Source organism: Mycobacterium sp. THU-M104 (assembly GCF_049197365.1).
GTDB lineage: Bacteria > Actinomycetota > Actinomycetes > Mycobacteriales > Mycobacteriaceae > Mycobacterium.
The window spans coordinates 1-1,448 of sequence record NZ_JBMIOP010000174.1 but is presented as its reverse complement, the minus strand read 5'-3'; the positions used below and the strand labels follow the sequence as shown (position 1 = coordinate 1,448).

The 1,448-nt window shown below is 62.8% G+C and carries 3 protein-coding genes and 1 pseudogene; 2 read left to right on the top strand and 2 right to left on the bottom strand.

From position 1 onward, the window contains the following. Both ACOJVU_RS14030 and ACOJVU_RS14025 read left to right on the top strand, forming a co-directional pair. The coding region (locus ACOJVU_RS14030; RefSeq protein ID WP_421530325.1) for a helix-turn-helix domain-containing protein at positions 1-172 on the top strand (172 nt) is incomplete at its 5' end. A 130-nt stretch (positions 173-302) separates the two neighbouring features. Further along, complete coding sequence (locus tag ACOJVU_RS14025; RefSeq protein ID WP_421530324.1) at positions 303-647, top strand: DUF732 domain-containing protein; 345 nt, start codon at positions 303-305, stop codon at positions 645-647. 6 nt (positions 648-653) lie between these two features. On the opposite strand, the pseudogene ACOJVU_RS14020 reads toward ACOJVU_RS14025, so the two are convergent. Continuing rightward, positions 654-851 (bottom strand): annotated as a pseudogene (locus tag ACOJVU_RS14020) (IS256 family transposase); the annotation flags it as partial. A gap of 103 nt (positions 852-954) precedes the next feature. Then, positions 955-1,448: PPE family protein, SVP subgroup (locus tag ACOJVU_RS14015; protein ID WP_421530323.1), on the bottom strand; the 494-nt coding region annotated here is incomplete at its 5' end.

Below are 1,448 nucleotides of genomic sequence, written 5' to 3'. Positions count from 1 at the left end.
CCTGGACAGCTTCGGCGACGTCGGAGCAGCCGCGCAGGAGCTGCAGGTGCATCCCAAGACGGTCCGCTACCGGGTGCGGAGGGTCGAGCAGCTGAAGGTGGTCTCATTGTCAGATCCTGAAGTGCGGCTGCTGTTTTTGCTCGGGCCGCGCATCGTAGAAAGATCGCCTTAGCGACGAGATCGATCGACACCCAGCAGCACCGTCGGCGGCATGGCGACCGTGTCGCAGCCGCCGCGGTCAGACGAGCCCACCTAGCCGTTCGTGCCGTATGCTTTCTCTCGGATCTCTTTCGAATTTTGAGGTGGGATACATCATGCGCGCTACTAAGCTGCTGCTTTTGGCCATCACCTGTACGACAGCCGCATTCGGCGCCTTCGGCGTCGCCCACGCTGACGGCAATGATGACGCATTTATCGAGGCGCTCAACGCAGAGGGGATTGGATACCCGAACTCAAGCCAGGCGATATCCAGCGGCAAAGCTGTCTGTTCCTATATCATCGCGGGACGGCACAGCGAACAACAAACCGCACAAATGGTGTTAGACGAAAACCCCAAGCTCTCGCCTATTCAGGCCGTTCAGTTCGTGAACCTCGCCCGGGGTGCCTATTGCCCCCTGCCGCCGATGGGTGGAGGCGGTGGCGGCTAGCCGCTAATTCGGCGCCGCGCCGGCAAGGTGATAACGATCGCGGCCGAGCGAATCGGTCATTTCAGTTTCCGGCGCAGCCTGCATCAGCAACCGAGCACCAAGATGGGCAACTTCCGCCAGAATCTCGGGCAACTCGCGATCCGACACGAAAAGCTCGTCGATCTTGGCGCGGACACGATCGGTCGGTAATGCTCGTGCAAGCACGAGCATGGATCGCTGCTCTTTGATGAATTGGCGGGTTTCGAAGCAGAACCTATGAGTTACCGGTTTTGCACCGGCTTTACAATGCGACTCCGTATCCTGTTCGCTAACCCCATGCGAACTCGTTGGCGGCCAATTCCTCCTGCCAGTCCGGCGGCAGCGGTAGTGACGCCGATGCCGATTCCACCCGTCTACGGTTGTTGTATGCCAGTGTCGACGCCAGCCAGCCACTGGACATGATCAGGGCGGCAGCCGGCCGCTCGCCTTCTTTTTCCTTGTCGTCTTTGCCCCGGCGGTTCCTGCCGCCTCGGCCGTCGCCGCGGCTATCAGTCGCAGCGGACGCCGCGCCACCCCCGGACATCGTGCCCACCATCGCCTCTTGCATCGCCGTCCCGGGTGGTAGTTCGGCGGCGGCCACCGGGGCGGCGCCGGCGTTGGCGGCGGCCAGCGACACTGCTACCGGCTTGGCACCGGCAGCGGCCGCGCCCCAGCTCGGCGGCACCGACAACGCGCCGATCCCATAAGCCTGTGGCATGTCCGCGGTCGGTAAGCCGACCACGTTCGGCCCGAGCAACGCAGTTTTACCCAGATCGCCGAGAT